Raw genomic sequence first — 17,636 nt, forward strand, 5'->3', positions numbered from 1 at the left:
GGTCCTGACTAGTTTCAATAAGCGTGCGATTCGCCTTCAAAACCTCACCGCAAGACACCACCTGGTCGGACATGCTCGCCGTTTGGCAGGCCGCCGACGACATCGACGTATTCGAGTCCGGCTGGACCTTCGACCACTTCTATCCGATCTTCTCCGACTCCGCGGGTCCCTGCCTGGAGGGCTGGGTCACGCTGACCGCGCTGGCGCAGGCCACCAACCGGCTGCGGGTCGGAGTCCTCGTCACCGGCATCCACTATCGACACCCGGCAGTGCTGGCCAACATGGCGTCCGCGCTGGACATCGTCTCGAACGGCCGGCTGGAGCTGGGCATCGGCGCCGGCTGGAACGAGGAGGAGTCCGGCGCCTACGGCATCGAGTTGGGCTCCATCAAAGAGCGGTTCGACCGCTTCGAAGAGGCCTGCGAGGTACTCAAAGGCCTGCTCAGCCAGGACACCACGACCTTCGACGGGAAGTTCTACCAACTGAAGGACGCCCGCAATGAGCCGAAGGGCCCACAGCAGCCGCATCCGCCGTTCTGCATCGGCGGTAGCGGCGAGAAGCGCACCCTGAAGATCACCGCCAAGTACGCCGATCACTGGAACTTCGTCGGCGGGACGCCAGAGGAGTTTGCCCGCAAGCGCGACGTGCTCGCCGCGCATTGTGCCGACATCGGTCGCGATCCCAAGGAGATCACCCTGTCGGCGCACGTCCGGCTCGGCCAGGACCGCGACTACCGCAAGGTGGTCGACGAGGCTGCCGGGCTGGCCGCCGAGGGCCTGGATCTGGCGATCATCTACATCCCACAACCGCACGACCCGGCCGTGCTGGAGCCGTTGGCCGAAGCCATCCGGGACTCCGGGCTACTGACCGCCTGAGATACGGCAACCGCCCGGAGCCGAGAGATCGGTTCCGGGCGGGCTAGGTTCTTAATTATCGCGGAGGTCACAAATTGATAACGGTCAGCAAAGCAGCTGACGTTACCGCCGATTACGGTCGGCCGTGACGGCCGATCTGGCGCTAGACGCCGAAGCGGACCATGTCCGCTGCGGTGGCCAGACGCTCGTTCTTGGCCGGAAACTCGCGGCTCTTGACTGGATGGCGGAACAGGGACCAGGCAATACGTCCCATACGCGTGCGCGCTAGCGGGTTGTTGTACACGGTGATCACTCCTGCGGTCGGCGTTTGGTTGCACCGTGGGGCCAGACTATCGCAAGGCCCTCGCGATTTCATTACAACGCCGGTCACCGGCAAACCTCCGGAGGCGCGCCGAAAGTAACATTCGCGTTTCTGGTGTGACTGAAGTGATTCATGTTGCGCGAGATGCCCTTAACGCCCTCTTAATTTAAGAGTGGTGCGTCGACCTAAGTGACCTACCGGACAATATGAGCTACGTCACCATGCGGATCAGACTGGCAGTTCGCGCGGCTTCCGGAACACGTCGTCGAGCGTGACCGTCCGCAGGTTGCGTTCCTTCAACAGGTCGACCAGTTGGCCGTACACGTGCGTCACCGGCAGGTGGTTCAGGTGACCGATGACCACGGTCTGCTCCGTGAAGTACTTGCCCGCCATCTTGAGGATGTAGTCCTCGGTGACGATGTTCTCGTCACCCAGCGATCCCGTCCACATGGTCGGCGTCGAGTAGCCGAGCTCCGCGGCGATCTTGTCGACGATCGCGTTGTGGCTGCCGTAGGGCGGCCGGAAGTACGGCCGGGAGTCGACCCCGAAGGTCGACTGCAGGAACTTGTGGTTGCGCTCCAGCTGATCGACGATCTCGTCCTTGGAGAGTTTCGCCAGGTCCGGATGCGACCAGGTGTGGTTGCCCAGCTGAATCTGCCCCGACTCCACCAACGGCAGCATCAGATCCCGATTCTCGGTCCACGACTGGTACCTGCCGTTGACGAAATAGGTGAGCCGCATCCCGGTGTCTCGCGCGAGCTTGGTGTACGCGCGCACCACCTCGGAACTCACGCCGTCGTCGAGGGTGATCGCCACCCGGTTACCGGCCACGTCCGGCAGGCTGCTGAGCTCGCCGCCACCGGGCAACGCCAATCCCATGCCGTGTCGCACCGGCTCCGACGGAGACGTCGGCGGTGCCGCGGCCACAGCGGCTGTCGGCCCGTCGAAAGCGCACCGCGCCAGGCCCACCCCGGCCACCACCGAGGCGGACAAGCCGACCAGAAAGCGTCGCCGGCTCAGCTCGGAGCCGGCGAACTGGGGTCCGGGGGTAGTGGAGTAGTTCGCCATAAGTATTCAGTTCTGGTCGATCGGGACCCGAACTGATCCATTGTGCAACTTCAGTAACACCAGCCTCATGCGACACACCCGGCGCTATCGAGCTGTTATCAACGCCATGCGCAGGGGCGCGCCGCATTTCCGTCGGTCGGGGACACCTGCCGCAGTTACGCTGGTCCAGGGGATTTGATTTGGGGGGCCTGTGGGACTTTTTGAGAGCGTGACCGAGATTCTCGAGGCTCCGTCCAAGATCACGAGCGGCGTCGTCAACGGCGTTATCGACACCGGCCACCTAATAGGCGATGTTCGACGTCACGACTACATCGCCGCGGGACGCGATCTAGTCAAGGTGATGGCCGATGGCGCCGACATCGTGGAGTCGCTGGGCGCATTAGGCGGTTCGGTCGCCTCCGTACCGAAGCCATTCAAGGCTGCGCAGATGACCGATCCCGCCTCGAAGATCATCTGGGCAGCGATCAAGACCATCGAAGGCATGGAGAAGGCCACCGGAACCGGGACACCTTACGACGGCACCGATTTCCATAAGTCGAGCAAGAAGCTGAATTCGGTGATCATGACGCTCGACCGCGCACAGCCCCAGGCAGACCAATGGGACGGCACAGCCTCGCAGGTGTACGCCGCAACGAACGCCTCCCATCGTCGAGTCGTATCCACCGTGATGGACGCTGACGACAAGATCGCCGGAATTCTCGACACCGAAGCCGGTCAGGTCACGCGCACGCGACAATCGCTCAGCGACGACGTGGAATGGCTGGAGCAATATGACCGCACGACCATGTGGGCCAACTACGGCCCCGCTCCTGCCCGAGCCCTCAAGATCGCGCTTGACACCGCAGTGGCTACCGCGACACTAGCCACCGCAGGCATCACGCTGACGATTCTCGTAAAGAACAGCCTTGAGAATGCCAACCGTATTCGTGGGCATCTCGATCACTACGGCGCAGCTCTGGAGGACAAGTCCGGCGCGCCCTTGGGGGCGACGCCGTTTCCCGTACCCGACAAGGACCACATGCCACCGCGGCTCGACAAAGACGAGCAGCCCAACGGGCCGAAGATGCCGCGGCCAGAGGATGGCACCAAGAAGCCAAAACGTACGGAGGCCAACGAGCCGTACACGCCGCCGGAAGAGCCGATCCCAACTGGTCCCCCGGCGACGCCGTACGGCATGCCTGCTGGACCGTCCGCTCAGCCCGCTCCGGCTTCTCCCGCGCCACCGCCATCCAGCCCGCCAGCACAGCCCGCGGCACCGGCAACCCGACCCGCACCTGCGACACCGCTTGCGCCGGCAGCATTCGCGCCACACCAACCGGCAGTAGCCGCACCCGCTGCCAGCAGCGCGCCGCGTCCTCCGCAGCCAAATGTCACGACTCCAGTCGCTGCGACTCCACGCGGTCCGCAGAGTGCGACGTCGCCGCAAATCACGGCGACGTCGGATATCCGCGCCGCCAACCCGGGCCCCCGAGCACCTGTGCACGCCCCTGAGGACGGGGCGGAAGTACCCCGGCCAACCGCCGACACCACACAGACGACGAACGGATCAGCCCATGGCAACTGACCAGGAAAAGAACCTCAAGGTCCTGACCGACCACCTTCTCAAGCTGGCGGAGAGGCAGCGGACCGCAGCGGTCCAGATCGGCGGCGCAACGATCGCCGTGCAGAGCGCTGCAGGTCAGGTGTCTGCTACTCACGGAATCGCCTGCGAAGCCACTCACCTGGCAGTTTCAGCGGCCTACACGGCGCGCGCCGCCGGAGGCAGACAAATGCAGAAGACTTCCGAGGAACTCGACCTCAAACTCACCGATGCCTCCGAGTACTACGAGAAGGGCGACGACATCGGCAAGCAGATGATCACGCAAGCGATGCCCCGGTGAATAGCGGCGACAATGCCGGCGCCTGGGACGCTGACGAGGAAGGAGCAGACGCGTCCTCTCTCGACGCGCTGTACGGCCAAGAATCAGCGGATCTCGACGATGAAGTCTCGCAAACCAGCCCGATGGAGTCGGAATCCGACGATGCCGACGAAGTCGAATCGCTGATCTTCACGGTAACGAACCCTCCTGGCACAGTGTCAGTAACTGCGTTGCCGAACGGCGCGCCGTACCGTGTGGAACTGTCTCCTCGCGCTGCGCGGATGACGGAACGCGAACTAGCAGAAGAGATTTCGATAATCGCGCGGCTCGCGAAACAGAATGCACTCGCCGGCCAACATCTCCTCATCTCGGCAATGCTGGCCAATGCCGGAGTCGACCGCGCCTACGCAACAAGCTACTTGCATCGAGAACTCGGCCTACCGACTGTCGAGGCCGCCCTCGCCGACAAAGCCGAGGTCTTCGCCACCCGATACGAACACGAACAGGACTGAGGGCGTGTACATTTCGCCCCCGGCCCCACCTGCTCCGACTGCACGACGACGCCGCTGGCCGTTGATCATCGCTGCCATCGCGACGGTGTTGACAGTGGTCTCCGGCGGCGGAATCTGGTGGTGGTTTCTCGGCGGGGCCGAGTCGTGGGCACGATCGCAATGGACGCCGCCCAAACAGGCGCTGCTGTCGCCACTGCAGCGGCAACCCATACCGGGATGGCGGACCGGTATCGCAGACCTCGGGTTGCCTGCTGAAGCGCGGATCAACGCAGGCAAAGACTCGTGGGAATATCCCGTCATCAAGACCACCTCGAGTCGGACCTACCTGCTGGCCAGCACACCCGGCCCCCCAGAACAGTGGTGGCTTGCGGGGATCGACGGCACCAGTGGCCGTCCGCTGTTTCCGGCGGTGCCGATGGGCAAAACACGGGAAACACCCAGGTGTTTTCCCAATGGAGCCGACGTCGTATGCATCTCGGACCCCATCGTCGCGCCCGCGACAGCCTGGGTCATCGACGGACATAGCGGCACCCTCATCTACACCGGACCGACCGAGCTTCGGTTGCATTACGGAGCGCAGCCCAGTGTGGATCGCACGCCGAACTACTTGGTGGCGATGGAGAAGGGGATCGGCGCATACGGGGTTGGCAGGCACGCAGAAAAGACATGGTTCGTACCTGGTTTCGGTGACGGCCTTGGTTCGACTGCCGACGACATCGCGTTCGGCGGCAAAGGACACGGCGGCATCGTGATGTTCTCGGTCAAAGATGGCCGTCAATGGTCGCCTCGGGTTCCCTCCGATGCAGTCTTCTCCGGCCATCACTTCTTCGAGGGCGGCTTCGCCGGCGACTTCGACGCCGAGTCCGGCCACCGATTCGTCCAACTCTTTGATCGCAAGGGAAATCCGATCAACGACAGACGAATCAAGGGGTGGTTGACCGATGTAACAGGGAACCTGCTGAAAGTTCTGGGCTTAGACCACGTCCTTTCGATATACGACACGCGCGGACGCAAGCTGCTGGCGATGCCCAGCCGCAGCCCACGCAACACATACCTGATCGGCACCAGGCTGTGGATCAGCGACGAGACCAACAGCTTGCATTACGTATACCGCGCTCACGACATACCTTCCGGTGCAATAGGGAAACCCTGCCCGCTGGATTTCTCCGACTACCGTGGTACCGACGGAGCCGTGATTGTCCGAGCACCTACCGGCAGTGACAATGCGGCCGTCGGACAGCCACTGGCCCAGGCCTACAACCTCACCACCTGCGAATTGGCATGGACGATTCCGAGGCCGCCCGGCTCTCTCGGCACGGTCGAACGGCTCGGCGACACTTTGGTTCGGTTGTCTGATGACGGCACCGAACTGTTCTCTCTCGTCAACCGGTAGGTGCGATGCCGGCACCCGGGAACCGGTGCGCCGGCAGCGTGTAGGCCCCGCGCTCGATCAGCCGCGCGATGTTCGCCCGGTAGATCTCGTCGGCCTCGGCATGCAGCACCGGCTCTTGGTCGAGCCAGAGATTCCTCGGGTGGATCGGTGCGTCGTACATGTCGCGGAAGAGTTCGGTGCGTAGGTCCTTGAGCCAGTTGGAGTTCAGGTTCATCACCCGGAACTGGCGCAGCGCCTCGATGTCGATCACCCCGGCGACGACCGAGTTGAATCCGGAGATGGTGTGGCCGAGCACGGCCCCGTTGTAGTCGACGATGTGCGAATTGCCGCCCGCGATGTCGAAGGGGTGCGCCGAGTCCTGCGTCGCGTAGACCGGACCGGTGTTCGGGCACACCATGTAGAGGCTGTTGAAATGCGCGTGGGCGCGGTTCTGCAGCAGCCACGTGCCGCCGGGATCGGGACCGGCCTGCGTCATGGGTACCGCCTCACTCGGCCGATACACCACCTCCGCGCCCTGAAATGCCAACGCCCGTACCGCTTCCGGATATTCACCATCGCTGCAGCAGATGGTCCCGATCGTCCCGATGTCCGGCGTGCGCAGCACCGGGTAGAACGCGTCGAGCCCGTCGCCGAACAGTTCGACCCACCGGTCGTACACGTCGTGCGGCGTGCAGGAGCGTTCGCGGCACCACACGTGATTCTTCGTCGCTCGGTGCACCACCTCGCCCGCCGGCGAGATGATGATCATGGAGTTGAAGTAGCGGTCCGGCATCACCTCGGGCCATCGCGCCTTGCATTGCGCGATGAGGTAGACGCCGTGCTCTCGGGCCAGTGCGCCGAGGCGTTCGGTCTCGGGACCGGGGATGTCGATGAACATCTCGCGCGCGGCTTGCACGTGCGGGATGTCGAATGCTTCGTCGCCGAAGCCGGTCAGCGCGCCCTCCGCGAGCGCGACCAGCTTGACCGGCATGTTGATCGAAACCGTCGATACCGCAGCATGAATCGTGTCTTCAATGACGTCGAGGTTCGCCTGAATCTGCGCTCGCCGTTCGATGTTGCGGACCACCGTCGACAGGCCCACGGCCAGATACGGCGCTATCGGCGTCCTGCTCTCAGCACCCACTGGCGTTCACCCCCGGCATCCGATCAGCCCACGGCATGGCTGTCTCCAGTTGGGACGCAACAGCAATCAGCGTGCCTTCGTCGCACATGGGCGCGGCCAGCTGCACACCGATGGGCAGCCCCGACCAGGTCCAGCCGAGCGGCAGGCTGATGGCCGGTCCCCCGGTGGCGTTGAACAGCGGCGTGAAGGAACACACGCCGAGGAGCTTCTGTATCCACAGCTCAGGCGTCAGCGACGCGTCGTTGGCGTCGAGTTCCCCCAGCAGCTGCGGCGGTGCACTCAGCGTGGGCGTCAGCAGCAGGTCGTATTCGGTGAAGAACGAACCGACGGAGCGGGATACCCGATTGAAGACGGCAAGGGCGGCGCCGAGTTGTGTGGCCGTGACGCGGCGGCCGTATTCGGCGCACGCCAGGGTTGTGGCCTCGAGGTTGTCCGGGCCAGGTGCGGTGCCGAAAGCCGCTGCGAGGGCGTCGATTCCCTCGGCGAGCGACACACTCCACACCGGGAGGTTGGCGTCGACGAACTGCTCCCAATCGAACACCGGCGAGTCCGGAACCACGTGGTGCCCCAGACCTTCCAGCGCTGCCCCGACGGCGGTGACCGCAGCGACAACCTCCTCGTCGACCGGGCCGTCGGCCCAAGACTCGGTATGGATGGCGACACGCAGCCTGCCGGGCTCTCGGTTCAACTCCTCGACATACGGTCGCACCGGATCACGAACGACGTACTTGTCGCCGGGAACCGGACCGCTGACGGCGTCAAGCAGTGCGGCACAGTCACGTACCGACCGGGTCAGCCCGAATTCGACACCCAGCCCCGACAGCGGCTCGCTTTCATCCGGCCCCGGAGACACGCGTCCGCGGCTGGGCTTCAATCCGACCAAGCCGTTGGCGGAAGCGGGAATTCGGATCGAGCCGCCGCCGTCGGTGGCGTGTGCGATCGGCAGGGCGCGGGCGGCGACCAGCGCCGCCGACCCACCACTGGAACCGCCGGCGCTGCGCGTCGGGTCCCACGGGTTCCGGGTCGACCCGTGCGCCACGGGTTCGGTGTTTCCGTTGAACGCGAACTCCGGTGTCGTGGTCGACGCCACCGTGGCCAGGCCGGCCGCGCGGAACCGTGTCATCAGCGCGGTGTCGTGGGGAAACACCACCCCCGCCCCGGCAAGGCGACTGCCGAAGTAGGTCGGGACTCCGGCCGCGCGGATCGCGAAATCCTTGAGCGCAAAGGGAACCCCCGCGAATGTCCCCGCGGAGTCGTAGGCAAGCGGCGCATCCCATGGCCCCGAGACGACGGCGTTGAGCGTCGCGTCGACGGCCTCGATCGCAGCGCGGGCCGCGTCATGCACCTCGGCCGCCGATACCTCGCCGGCACGGATCAGGGCGGCAAGTCCGGTCGCGTCGTATCCCGCGTACTCGCTCGGCTTCACGCCAGGGCTCCGTCATCGTGAACAACGTTCCCCGCCAACAGGGTTCGATGGACGCGCGTCTGCTTCAGATCCTCGACACCACAGGTCAACGGATCCCGATCGACGAAGATCAGATCTGCGTGGTTGCCCGGCCGGATGGACCCGATTTCGTTCCAGCCCAGGACCTTCGCGGCATTCGTCGTCCACATGGCCAGCGATTCCGCGCGCGTGATGACCTGATCTGGCCCGTCGTTGCGGAGATCGGTACCCGCGATTTCGTGTGTCTGCGCCAGGGCGATCTGCTCCCACGGGTTCTTGGGCCCCCAATCCGATCCACCGCAGACCTCGAGACCCGCGTCGAGCATCCGCCGCAGCGGCACCATGTCGCGCCAGATGTGACGACCGATGCGCTCGTCGTACATCGCGCCTTTGCCCCACGCGAATCCGACGGACGTCGTGACCTGAAAACCAAGGGCCTGGTACCGGCGCACATGATCGGGACTGATCGTGATGGCGTGCTGCAGAATCCACGCCTTGTCCCGGAAGTCGTACTCGCGCACCACGCGTTCGGCGATCTCGAGGAAGTCGTCGTGCTCCCGGTATGAGCCGACACAGATGTTCGCCCTGATGCCGTGCTGCGCACAGAACCGGACGAACGCCTCTTCCTTCTCCAGCGAGACAAAGCGATTTCCCTTGGTCGGCCGCCCGAACGGATCGGAATACGCCTCGTGCATCGCGAAATGGCCTGCAAAGCAGGGCCCACCGGGACTGATGGTCATGCCGGCGATGCGGAACAGGTCATCGGAGAGGTCCAACGACTGCGGCGCAAGGGAATTCAGGCGCTCATTGAAATCCGCCAGCGACAACGGATCGAACGGATAGAAGATGGCCGACTCCACGTCGTGCGTCGCCTGCACCCGCATGGTGAGCATCCCGGCAGCACGGAGCTGTTGATACCCCGCGAGATGAACCGGCTCCATCGCGTGCCCCTCGTACAGCGTGGTGACACCGTTGGCGGAGAACCGCGCCATTTCCTCGACGACGCCGGGTATGGCGTGAGCCGGATCCATCGGTGGGAGCTTGAGCAGAATCTGGCCCCAGAAGGGGTCGTATGTGTAGTAGTTGTTGACGGGTCCGCGCAGGATGCCGGTCAACCGGCCGGCCTCGTCCTTGTCGATCTCGACGTCACACACCTGATCAGGGATGAAGTCCGACAGCCCCACGGCGCGCAGGCCGGCGCTGTTGAACGCCACGATGTTCGGCGTCCGCGGCGCCCACGCCTGGATGAGCACCGGATGCTCGCTCGTGGCGAGGTCGAGGACATGACGGTCCGGCAAACGCCGTTCGGCAAGATCACGCCAGGACCGGCGGATGAAGTAATGGGCTTCACCGACGGGCGTACAGAAGATCCATTCGCCGGGCGCGGTATCGGCGGCACGGGCCCGGATCCGCTCGATGATGTCCGCGTGGTCGACGGCGTCGCTCAGATCAACGAGGCCGCCGCGCAGAGCCCCGAAATGCATGACGTGCGGATGAGTATCGATCAGTCCTGGCATGACCACCGCGTCGCCGGCATCCATGATCTCGGCATCGCCCTTGTCCAGCTCCGCGAAGCTGCCGACCTCGCGAATGACGCCGTCCTCGACGAGGACGGCCTCGACGACTGGCCTGGTCTCGTCGAAGGTCAGAATCTTCGAAGACCGGATCAATGTTGTTCTGCTCACACGCGAAACTCTATGAGCGGCCTACCCTGGGGAGAATCATCCCAAAGGATGAAGTACGGGTATCGAGGAGTGCGAGATGTCGGTGGTCGCCGCGGATTTCACCGATCACCCGGTCCAGCGCAACATTCAGTTCAAGCGCAACACCATGGGGTTCCTGTCCCGGTTCGTCCGGGTCTCGGGTCTGGTCTTCTACTCGGTGGATCACGGCATGAACGCCGGCGAGCACGTGTTCGACCGAATCCACCCCGAGGAGAACGGCCGCTACAACGGCTATTTTCACGAGCTCGACCCGTTCCATCCCCGCAGATTCGCCGGGACCGGCGCGGACCTCGCCACCTCGGACGACCTCGCACAACGTCTGGACCGCACCGACTACTACGCGGAGTTCTTCCGCCCGATGGGTTACCGGTACGAAGCCGAGCTGTACCTCCGCCATGCCGGCCGCATCGTCGCCGGCATCTCGCTGCTGAAGAGCGCGCAGGACGGCGACTTCACGAAGGACGAGATCGGGTTCCTGCAGAAGTCTCACGCGTTCGTCGAACAGTCTTACTGCATGCTCGGCGAACTGCCGAGTGCGCCGAATCCTGCTGCGGTACCAGAACACTGGGGCTTGTCGGCCCGCGAGCGCGACGTCGTCGAACTCCTGGCACAGGGCGCGAGCAACAGCGATATCTCCCGCGCGCTGTTCATCAGCGTGCCGACGGTGAAGAGCCATCTGCAGCACATCTACCGAAAGTCGAACGTGCGCTCACGAACCGAGCTGGTCACCCGGCTCAAATAGCAGTTCGCCGGCCCCAGGAAACCTGGGACCGGCGAATGAAGTACGACTTTACCGCTGTGTCATCGGCTCTTCGCGCAAGCGATCATCGCTGAGGAGCAGCCGTCGGCTTGATCGGCTTCGGCAGCGCCGACTCGCCCATCAGGTAGCGGTCCACGCCGGCGGCCGCGGCGCGACCCTCGGCGATGGCCCACACGATCAGCGACTGGCCGCGGCCCATATCACCGGCGACGAAGACGCCGGGCACGGTGGTCTGGAAGTCGTTGTCCCGGGCCACGTTTCCGCGGTCGGTCAGCTCGACGCCCAGCTCGTTCAGCAGTCCTTCACGCTCCGGGCCGACGAAGCCCATGGCCAGGAAGACGATGTCCGCCGCGAGTTCGAAGTCCGAACCCTCGACCTTCTCGAACTTGCCGGCCTTCATGACGACCTCGTGCACCTTGAGTGCGGTGACCTTGCCGTCGGCGCCGACGAACTCCTCGGTGTTGACCGAGAAGACGCGCTCGCCACCCTCTTCGTGTGCCGAGGACACCCGGAACATGAGCGGGTAGGTCGGCCACGGGGTCGACTCGGCGCGCTCCTCCGGCGGACGCGGCATGATCTCGAACTGGTGGATGCTCTCGGCACCCTGCCGGTGGGCGGTGCCCAGGCAGTCGGCGCCGGTGTCACCACCACCGATGATGACGACCTTCTTGCCCTTGGCCGTGATCGGCGGCTGGCCGTCGGCGTCGACGACGTCGTCGCCGAGCTGCACCCGGTTACCCCAGGGCAGGTACTCCATGGCCTGGTAGATGCCCTCGAGCTCGCGGCCCGGGATCGGCAGGTCACGCCATGCCGTCGCGCCGCCGGCCAGCACCACTGCGTCGAAGTCTTCCTGCAGCTGCTCGACGGTGATGTCCACACCGACGTTCACGCTGGCGCGGAACTTCGTGCCCTCGGCCTCCATCTGCTCCAGACGGCGGTCGATGTGCCGCTTCTCCATCTTGAATTCCGGGATGCCGTAACGCAGCAGACCACCGATGCGGTCGGCCCGCTCGAAGACAGTCACGTCATGTCCGGCGCGGGTCAGCTGCTGGGCAGCGGCCAGGCCGGCCGGTCCGGAACCGATGACTGCGACCGTCTTGCCGGTCTTCACATCCGGAACCATCGGCTTGACCCAGCCCTGGTCGAAGGCGTTGTCGATCAGTTCGACCTCGACCTGCTTGATGGTCACCGGGTCCTGGTTGATGCCGAGGACGCACGACGCCTCGCACGGCGCCGGGCACAGCCGCCCGGTGAACTCCGGGAAGTTGTTGGTGGCGTGCAGGCGCTCGATGCCGTCACGCCAGCGGTCCCGGTACACCAGGTCGTTCCACTCGGGGATCAAGTTCCCCAGCGGACAACCGTTGTGGCAGAACGGGATACCGCAGTCCATGCAGCGCGAAGCCTGGACCTGCAGGGTGTCCTTCGAGAATTCCTCGTAGACCTCTTTCCAGTCCTTGAGGCGCAGGTCGACCGGCCGGCGAACCGGGGTCTGGCGGTGGGTGTGCTTGAGGAAGCCGTTCGGATCAGCCACGAGCGGCCGCCATGATCGCGTGCTCGACGTTCTCGCCGGCGGCCTCGGCCCCGGCGATCGCCTCCAGTACCCGCTTGTAGTCGCGAGGCATCACCTTGATGAACTGCTCCTTCTGATTCTGCCAGTCGGCCAGAATCCGCTGTCCCACAGCCGATTCGGTCCCGTCGACATGGGCCGTGATCATCTCGTGCAGCCACAGTTCATCAGTGGCGTCGAGCGCATCGAGATCGACCATCTCGCCGTTGATGTTGCCCGGCAGCGCACCCTGCGGGTCGTAGACGTAGGCCATACCGCCCGACATACCCGCGGCGAAGTTACGGCCGGTTGCACCGAGGATGACGACCTTGCCGCCGGTCATGTACTCGCAGCCGTGGTCGCCAACGCCCTCGACGACCGCCTGCGCACCCGAGTTACGCACCGCGAACCGCTCGCCCACGACACCGCGCAGGAACGCCTGGCCGCTGGTGGCACCGAACAGAATCACGTTGCCGCCGATGATGTTCTCCTCGGCCACGTAACCGGCCGGCGCGTTCTTCGACGGGCGGACCACGATGCGTCCACCCGAAAGACCCTTGCCGACATAGTCGTTGGCGTCGCCGTTCACCCGGAGCGTGATGCCCTTCGGCAGGAAGGCGCCGAAGCTGTTACCCGCCGAGCCGTCGAACGTGATGTCGATGGTGCCGTCCGGAAGCCCTTGGCCGCCATGGACCTTGGTGACCTCGTGGCCCAGCATCGTGCCGACGGTGCGGTTCACGTTGGTGATCTTCATGGCGAGGCTCACCGGAACCTTGGACTCGATGGCGTCCCGGCACTCGGCGATCAGCTGCTGATCGAGCGCCTTGTCCAGACCGTGGTCCTGGCCCGACGTGCAGTACAGATCCTGCTTCATGAAGGCCGACTCCGGTTCATACAGCACCGGGGTCAGGTCCAGCTTCTGCGCCCGCCAGTGTGCGACGGCCTTGCTGGTGTCCAGCGCGCCGACCTGGCCGACCATCTCGTTGATGGTGCGGAAGCCCAACTGCGCCATGAGCTCGCGGACCTCTTCGGCGATGAACAAGAAGAAGTTCTCGACGAATTCCGGCTTGCCGGTGAACCGCTCACGCAGCACCGGATTCTGGGTGGCCACACCCACCGGGCAGGTGTCGAGGTGGCAGACGCGCATCATGATGCAGCCCGAGACCACCAGCGGCGCGGTGGCGAAGCCGTACTCCTCGGCGCCGAGCAGCGCGGCGATGACCACGTCGCGGCCCGTCTTGAGCTGGCCGTCCACCTGCACGACGATCCGGTCACGCAGACCGTTGAGCAGCAGGGTCTGCTGCGTCTCGGCCAGGCCCAGCTCCCACGGGGCACCCGCGTGCTTCTGCGAAGTCAGCGGGGTGGCACCGGTGCCACCGTCGTGCCCGGAGATGAGCACCACGTCGGCGTGCGCCTTCGAGACGCCGGCCGCGACCGTACCGACACCGTTCTCCGACACCAGCTTCACGTGGATGCGGGCCTCGGGGTTGGCGTTCTTCAGGTCGTGGATCAGCTGCGCCAGATCCTCGATCGAGTAGATGTCGTGGTGCGGCGGCGGCGAGATCAGGCCGACACCCGGAGTCGAGTGCCGGACCTCGGCCACCCACGGGTACACCTTGTGTCCCGGCAGCTGACCGCCCTCACCGGGCTTGGCGCCCTGGGCCATCTTGATCTGGATGTCGGTGCAGTTCGTCAGGTAGTGCGACGTGACACCGAACCGGCCCGACGCCACCTGCTTGATGGCACTGCGTCGCCAGTCGCCGTTGGCGTCCCGGTCGAACCGCTCGACGTTCTCGCCGCCCTCGCCCGAGTTCGACCGTCCGCCAAGGCGGTTCATCGCGATCGCGAGGGTCTCGTGCACCTCGGCCGAGATCGAGCCGTAGCTCATCGCACCCGTGGAGAAACGCTTGACGATCTCGCTGGCGGGCTCCACCTCGTCGATCGAGATGGGCTCGCGCACACCGTCTTTGAACGTGAACAGGCCACGCAGCGAGGCCATGCGCTCGCTCTGGTCGTCGACCAGCTTGGTGTACTCCTTGAACACCGAGTACTGCCCGGTGCGGGTGGAGTGCTGGAGCTTGAACACCGTGTCCGGGTTGAACAGGTGGTACTCGCCCTCACGACGCCACTGGTACTCGCCGCCGACCTCGAGCTCGCGGTGAGCCCACTCGTCGGGCCGGTCCAGGTAGGCGAGGCTGTGCCGCGACGCGACGTCGGCCGCGATGTCGTCGAGGTCGATACCGCCGGTCGGACAGGAGATGCCGGTGAAGTACTCGTCGAGCACGCGCTGGCTGATACCGACGGCCTGGAACAGCTGGGCGCCGGTGTAGGAGGCCAGCGTCGAGATGCCCATCTTGGACATCACCTTCAGCACACCCTTGCCGGCGGCCTTGACGTAGTTGGCCTTGGCCTTGTCACTGGTCAGACCGGAGATGACGCCGCGGTCGACCATGTCGTCGATGGTCTCGAACGCCATGTACGGGTTGATGGCGGCAGCGCCGACACCCACCAGCATGGCCATGTGATGCACCTCACGGGCGTCACCGGACTCGACCACCAGACCGACCTGGGTGCGGGTGCGTTCCCGGACCAGGTGGTGGTGGACGGCCGCCGTCGACAGCAGCGACGGGATCGGTGCGAGCCATTCGTTGGACTCACGGTCCGACAGCACGATGATGCGGGCGCCGTTGCGGATGGCCTGCGACACCTTGGTGCGCACGTCCTCCAGGGCGCGGCGCAGGCCGTCACCACCGTCGGCGACGGGGTACAGGCAGCTGACGACCGCGGCCCGCATGCCGTGCTTGCGGCCCCGGATCTCGTGGTCGGGGTCGACGCAGATCAGCTTGGACAGGTCACCGTTGCGCAGGATCGGCTGCGGTACGACGATCTGCCGGCACGAGTTCTCGTCCGGGTTCAGCAGGTCGCCCTCGGGGCCGATGACACCCGAGAGGCTGGTCACGACCTCTTCCCGGATGGCATCCAGCGGCGGGTTGGTGACCTGCGCGAACAGCTGCTGGAAGTAGTCGTAGAGCATCCGCGGCCGCTGCGACAGCACAGCGATCGGGGTGTCGGTGCCCATGGAGCCCAGCGCCTCGGCGCCGGTGCGTGCCATCGGCACGATCAGCTGGGTGACCTCTTCGTTCGTGTAACCGAACGCCTGCTGCCGCAGCACCACGCGGTGGTGCGGCATCTTGACGTAGTCACCCGGGGGCAGGTCGTCGATGTGGAACAGGCCGTTGTCGAGCCACTCCTGGTAGGGGTGCTCGGCCGCCAGCTTGTCCTTGATCTCCTCGTCGTCGACGATCCGGCCCTCGGCCATGTCCACGAGGAACATGCGGCCGGGCTGCAGGCGCAGCTTCTTGACGACAGTCGACGGGTCCAGGTCCAGGACGCCGGCCTCGGAGGCCATGACGACCAGGCCGTCATCGGTGACCCAGATGCGCGACGGACGCAGGCCGTTGCGGTCCAGGACCGCGCCGACGATGGTGCCGTCGGTGAAGCACACCGACGCCGGGCCGTCCCACGGCTCCATGAGCGACGAGTGGTACTGGTAGAACGCCCGCCGCGCGGGGTCCATGGTCTCGCTGCGTTCCCACGCCTCGGGGATCATCATCAGCACCGCGTGGTGCAGCGGACGACCACCGAGGTGCAGCAGCTCGAGCGCCTCGTCGAACCGTGCGGTGTCCGAGGCGCCCGGCGTACAGACCGGGAAAATCTTGTTCAGGTCGTTGTGGAACCCGAACACGTCGGTGTGGATGAGCGCCTCACGGGCCCGCATCCAGTTCTCGTTGCCGTTGACGGTGTTGATCTCACCGTTGTGGGCGACCCGCCGGAACGGGTGCGCCAGCGGCCACGACGGGAACGTGTTGGTCGAGAAGCGCGAGTGCACGATGCCCAGCGCGCTCTTCATCCGCTCGTCCTGCAGGTCCAGGTAGAACGCCTTGAGCTGCGGGGTGGTGAGCATGCCCTTGTAGACGATGGTCTTGCCGGACAGGCTGGGGAAGTACACCGTCTCGCGGCCGGGGCCGTCCTGGCCCGGGCCCTTGGTGCCCAGCTCGTGTTCGGCCCGCTTGCGGATGACGTAGGCGCGGCGCTCGAGCTGCATGCCGTCAGCGCCGGCGATGAAGATCTGACGCAGGGTCGGCATGGCGTCACGCGCCAGGGCACCCAGCGACGACTCGTCGAACGGGACGTCGCGCCAGCCCAGGACCTGCAGGCCCTCGGCTTCGACGATCTTCTCGAGGGCTTCGCACGCCAGCTTGGCGTCGCGGGCCGACTGCGGCAGGAACGCGATGCCGGTGGCGTAGCTGCCCTCGGCAGGCAGCTCGAAGCCTTCTTCCGCGCAGACGGCGCGGAGGAACTCGTCCGGAACCTGCAGCAGGATGCCTGCGCCGTCGCCGGTGTTCGGCTCGGCACCTGCAGCACCGCGGTGCTCCAGGTTCAGCAGTGCCGTGATCGCCTTGTCGACGATGTCGCGGCTCCGACGTCCGTGAATGTCCGCGACCATGGCGACGCCACAGGCGTCGTGCTCATGCGCGGGGTTGTACAGCCCGACCTTGCTGGGTCCGCCGTGCTGCGGCGTCATTCCCACCTAACCCTTCACCATCTTCATTACGAAGCATCGCTTGACCGCCGCTTATGGCGGCGCCAGCGGACTGAGCGACGGTATGCCAGCGTGCAGCACTGAACGACGGGCCGTCCCGCTCGCCTCGATTGAGACAAAACGATATGACAAACCCGGCCTGACATGCCAACTTAGGTAGGCCTAATGAGGTTGCTGCGATCAGTGTTTACAACACTCGAAAGCTACCCGTCGGTAGTTCCAATTTTATTGGAGCACTTGCATTTTCGCTAATCGATTCCCGTCACACCCGGGCGACGCTCACCCGTACCACTGGTCACTACGCCCCGTCTAAGTTTGCTGTAAATCACATTTCCGCAGGCTGTTATCAAATGGTTATTTGCTACAAAGATTGCTCAGATTCTTAGATTCGAGGGCTCCCGCGGGGCAACCTCCGGTCACCTTTGAGC

11 protein-coding genes and 1 pseudogene are annotated in these 17,636 nt (G+C 65.0%); 6 read left to right on the top strand and 6 right to left on the bottom strand.

Annotation, left to right across the window (positions count from 1 at the left end):
• Nucleotides 1–23: 23 nt before the first annotated feature.
• Entirely contained in the window at nt 24–875 is an 852-nt protein-coding gene (locus AC1U2B_RS04300) for an LLM class F420-dependent oxidoreductase (RefSeq protein ID WP_480215812.1), read from the top strand.
• Nucleotides 876–1,404: 529 nt separating this feature from the next.
• Here the strand turns inward: AC1U2B_RS04300 and AC1U2B_RS04305 are convergent.
• A complete protein-coding gene (locus AC1U2B_RS04305; RefSeq protein ID WP_260938038.1) occupies nt 1,405–2,196 on the bottom strand; it encodes a polysaccharide deacetylase family protein in 792 nt (263 codons plus the stop codon).
• 256 nt (nt 2,197–2,452) lie between these two features.
• Between AC1U2B_RS04305 and AC1U2B_RS04310 the strand changes: the two genes are divergently transcribed.
• The 4 genes from AC1U2B_RS04310 (at nt 2,453) to AC1U2B_RS04325 (ending at nt 6,008) form a co-directional block, all read left to right on the top strand.
• Complete coding sequence (locus AC1U2B_RS04310; RefSeq protein ID WP_480215813.1) at nt 2,453–3,808, top strand: EspA/EspE family type VII secretion system effector; 1,356 nt, start codon at nt 2,453–2,455, stop codon at nt 3,806–3,808.
• Nucleotides 3,798–4,124 (top strand): ESX-1 secretion-associated protein, encoded by a 327-nt coding sequence (locus AC1U2B_RS04315; protein ID WP_480215814.1) that lies wholly within the window; start codon nt 3,798–3,800, stop codon nt 4,122–4,124. The genes AC1U2B_RS04310 and AC1U2B_RS04315 overlap by 11 nt, the downstream gene beginning before the upstream one ends.
• Nucleotides 4,121–4,615, top strand: coding sequence for a YbaB/EbfC family DNA-binding protein (locus AC1U2B_RS04320; protein ID WP_480215815.1), 495 nt, complete (start codon nt 4,121–4,123; stop codon nt 4,613–4,615). The genes AC1U2B_RS04315 and AC1U2B_RS04320 overlap by 4 nt, the downstream gene beginning before the upstream one ends.
• A gap of 61 nt (nt 4,616–4,676) precedes the next feature.
• Nucleotides 4,677–6,008 carry a 9-bladed beta-propeller domain-containing protein gene (locus AC1U2B_RS04325; protein WP_480215816.1) on the top strand — a complete coding sequence of 444 codons (1,332 nt, stop codon included), beginning with the start codon at nt 4,677–4,679 and terminating at the stop codon, nt 6,006–6,008.
• A 229-nt stretch (nt 6,009–6,237) separates the two neighbouring features.
• Here AC1U2B_RS04325 and AC1U2B_RS04330 read toward each other — a convergent pair.
• The 3 genes and pseudogenes from AC1U2B_RS04330 to AC1U2B_RS04340 form a co-directional block, all read right to left on the bottom strand.
• A pseudogene (locus tag AC1U2B_RS04330) lies at nt 6,238–7,131 on the bottom strand (nitrilase-related carbon-nitrogen hydrolase); the annotation flags it as partial.
• Nucleotides 7,121–8,557: an amidase gene (locus AC1U2B_RS04335; RefSeq protein ID WP_480215817.1), complete on the bottom strand. Its 1,437-nt coding sequence runs from the start codon at nt 8,555–8,557 to the stop codon at nt 7,121–7,123. The pseudogene AC1U2B_RS04330 and the gene AC1U2B_RS04335, both read right to left, overlap by 11 nt.
• Nucleotides 8,554–10,260, bottom strand: a complete 1,707-nt coding sequence (locus tag AC1U2B_RS04340) for an amidohydrolase (RefSeq protein ID WP_480215818.1) — start codon at nt 10,258–10,260, stop codon at nt 8,554–8,556. The genes AC1U2B_RS04335 and AC1U2B_RS04340 overlap by 4 nt, the downstream gene beginning before the upstream one ends.
• A 76-nt stretch (nt 10,261–10,336) precedes the next feature.
• Between AC1U2B_RS04340 and AC1U2B_RS04345 the strand changes: the two genes are divergently transcribed.
• Nucleotides 10,337–11,041 carry a helix-turn-helix transcriptional regulator gene (locus AC1U2B_RS04345; RefSeq protein WP_480215819.1) on the top strand — a complete coding sequence of 235 codons (705 nt, stop codon included), beginning with the start codon at nt 10,337–10,339 and terminating at the stop codon, nt 11,039–11,041.
• Nucleotides 11,042–11,123: 82 nt separating this feature from the next.
• Here AC1U2B_RS04345 and AC1U2B_RS04350 read toward each other — a convergent pair whose 3' ends face one another.
• Both AC1U2B_RS04350 and gltB read right to left on the bottom strand, forming a co-directional pair.
• Nucleotides 11,124–12,590, bottom strand: a complete 1,467-nt coding sequence (locus AC1U2B_RS04350) for a glutamate synthase subunit beta (RefSeq protein ID WP_480215820.1) — start codon at nt 12,588–12,590, stop codon at nt 11,124–11,126.
• The gene (gene gltB / locus AC1U2B_RS04355) at nt 12,583–17,190 is read right to left on the bottom strand and encodes a glutamate synthase large subunit (protein WP_480215821.1); all 4,608 of its coding nucleotides are present in this window, start codon (nt 17,188–17,190) and stop codon (nt 12,583–12,585) included. Before gltB ends, AC1U2B_RS04350 begins: the two co-directional genes overlap by 8 nt.
• Between the last annotated feature and the right edge of the window lie 446 nt (nt 17,191–17,636).

The organism is Mycolicibacterium sp. P4_G11, from assembly GCF_056555145.1.